Consider the following 2,643-nt stretch of genomic DNA (forward strand, 5'->3'; position numbering starts at 1 on the left):
TGCGCATTCCAGGGATGGTGATCGGTAGTTCCACGCGACCGTGATCACTCGTTCGGGTGATCGTGATCACCGTCAGCATTGACCTGGTGGTCTGCTGAGCGGGAGTGAAGCGGCCTATACCGCCGACAGTTGCAAGGTGGTCTGGAAACAGGCGTCAGGTCAAGCCCGGCGCCGCAGGCTGTCGCCCTTGAGTTCAATCCGATGCGCATTGTGAATGACGCGATCCAGGATCGCGTCGCCGAGGGTGGGATCGGCAATCACATCGTGCCAGTGTGACACGGGAACTTGACTGGTGATCAGCAGCGAGCCCTTGTCGTAGCGATCGTCGACGATCTCGAGAAGATCCCGGCGCTGCTCGGCGGTGAGCGGCTCCGGGCCCCAGTCGTCGATGATCAGCAGATCCGTGCGTTCCAGGGCACTCATCAGCCGCGCCAGACGGCCTTCGCCGCGGGCCTGGGCCAGATCGGCAAACAGGCGCGGCGCCCGGCGATACAGAACCGAGAAGCCGTCGCGGCAAGCCTTGTGGCCGAGCGCACAGGCGAGCCAGCTCTTCCCCGTTCCGGTCGGGCCGACGATCGCTAGGTGATTGTGATCGCGCACCCACTGGCTGGTGGCCAGCGCCTGGAACAGGGCCCGGTCGAGACCACGCGAGCTGCGGTAGTCGACATTCTCGATGGTGGCATTCTGGCGCAGTTTGGCCGCGCTCAGGCGGCGCGCCAGACGACGGTTGTCGCGGAACGTCGCTTCCCGATCGACCAGAAGACCAAGCCAGTCGGCATGGGGCATCGCGGCGGCCTCGGGGTTGGTCTGCAACTCGATCAATGTGTCGGCCATGGCACTCAGGCCAAGAGCGCGCAGGCGTTCGATGGTGGGATGAAGCAGCATGAGGATCTCCTGATCAGTGGTAGTAGCCGGGGCCACGGATGTTGGCGTGGACGAGAACCGGCGCGTCCTGCGCCGGCTGGGAAGCCTTGGACGTGCCGCTCTTCAGAATGGCGGCCACCGAGGTGTAGGACCGGGTGTTGATCGCCAGCGCCTGCGCGCAGGCCGCATCGACCCGCTCCGCTCCATAGCGCTTGACCAGCCCGAGAATACCGATCGCCGAGCGGAAGCCCTGCTCGGGATGCGGCCGGGAGCGCAGGATGACGTCGATCAGGGTGGCCGCGTCGGCCCCGACCTTGCCTGCCTCGCGGCGGATGCGCTCATGCGTCCAGTCGCGGTAGCGCCGATGCGAACTCGGCATGTGGTCGGCCACCGTGGTCGGCCGATGCGGACGATGGGAGCGCACATGTGAGGCCACGCGCTTGCCACGCCAGAAGACTTCGATGCTAGTGGCCGTGATCCGCGCCTCGACCTCCTGGCGCATGAGGCTGTGCGGCACGCTGTAGTAATGCTTGCCGATCTCGATGTGATAATCGAGACCGACGCGACAGCGCTTCCACTCGGCATATTCGTAAGGTTCGGCCGGCAGCGGCAGGAGCGCCGGGCGGTCGAGCGTCTCGAACAGCTCGCGTCGGCAGCGGCCCCAGCCGCGCAGGAGCCGCTCGTTCAAGTCATGCAGCAGATCGTGGATGGCCGCATTGAGGGCCGGCAGCGAGAAGAAGCGGCGGTTGCGCAGGCGGGCCAGGATCCAGCGCCCGACCACCTGAACGCCGACCTCGACCTTCGCCTTGTCGCGCGGCTTGTAGGGCCGGGCCGGCACGATGGCGGTGCCGTAGTGACGCGCTGCGTCGGCATAGGTGCGATTGACCATCGGCTCGTGGAAGCAGGCCTTGGTGATTCCGGCCTTGAGATTGTCGCTGACCGTCTGGCGGGTGGCGCCGCCCAGGAAGGCGAAGGTGCGCACATGCGAGCCGATCCAGTCCGGCAAGCTCTGGGTGAAGCTGGCCTCGGCATAGGTATAGTTGGAGGCCCCGAGCACGGCGACAAAGATCTGGACCGGGCGAACCTCGCCGGTCGGCCCGTCGATCACCTCCATGGTGTGGCCGGAATAGTCGACGAACAGCTTCTCGCCGGCGACGTGGACCTGGCGCAGAGTGGGTTTGAGCCGGCCCACCCAGTCCTTGTAGTGCTCGCAGAACCAGGAATAGCTGAAGGCCTCGGGCGTGCTGTCGCAGTATTCTTCCCACAGCAGCATGAGGGTGACGCCCGGCCGGCGCAGCTCGCGATGGACCAGGGTCCAATCGGGATGGCTGCGCTGCTCGGCGGGCAGATCGGAGGGCGGCGGGTAGAGCCGGTTCTCCAGCAGGACATCGTCATCGAACTCGGGCGGCAGCGGCCAGGTCAGGCCGGCGCGGCGGGCGCGGTTGATGTATTTGCTGATGGTGCCTTGGGCCAGGCCCAGGCTCGCCGCGGTGGCACGCTGGGAGAGCCCGACACCGTGGTGCAGGCGTAAGACTTCGCGGATGTGGCGCATCGACAGTCTCTCGGTGGGCATCTTGGTCCTCGGCTGGAAAGCAAAAGCCAAGATTACCGTGGGTTGCGGACTGCCGGCGGCAAGCACCTCTTCACGGTCTCAGAAGACTGATCACGATCGCTGGAACGAGCGATCACGACCCTCTGGAAACCATGATCACGCTGCCCTGGAATGGATGATCACGATTATCTGGAACCCGTGATCACGATCGCGTCGAACGCGCAGGC

The 2,643-nt window shown here is 65.6% G+C and carries 2 protein-coding genes; both read right to left on the reverse strand.

The features are described from left to right. Positions 1 to 159: 159 nt before the first annotated feature. Positions 160 to 885: an IS21-like element helper ATPase IstB gene (gene istB, locus ILT44_RS30115; RefSeq protein ID WP_204243283.1), complete on the reverse strand. Its 726-nt coding sequence runs from the start codon at positions 883 to 885 to the stop codon at positions 160 to 162. Positions 886 to 898: 13 nt separating this feature from the next. Continuing rightward, positions 899 to 2,437, reverse strand: coding sequence for an IS21 family transposase (gene istA, locus ILT44_RS30120; protein WP_204243284.1), 1,539 nt, complete (start codon positions 2,435 to 2,437; stop codon positions 899 to 901). Positions 2,438 to 2,643: the final 206 nt, after the last annotated feature.

This window comes from Microvirga arvi, from assembly GCF_016892765.1.
GTDB lineage: Bacteria > Pseudomonadota > Alphaproteobacteria > Rhizobiales > Beijerinckiaceae > Microvirga > Microvirga arvi.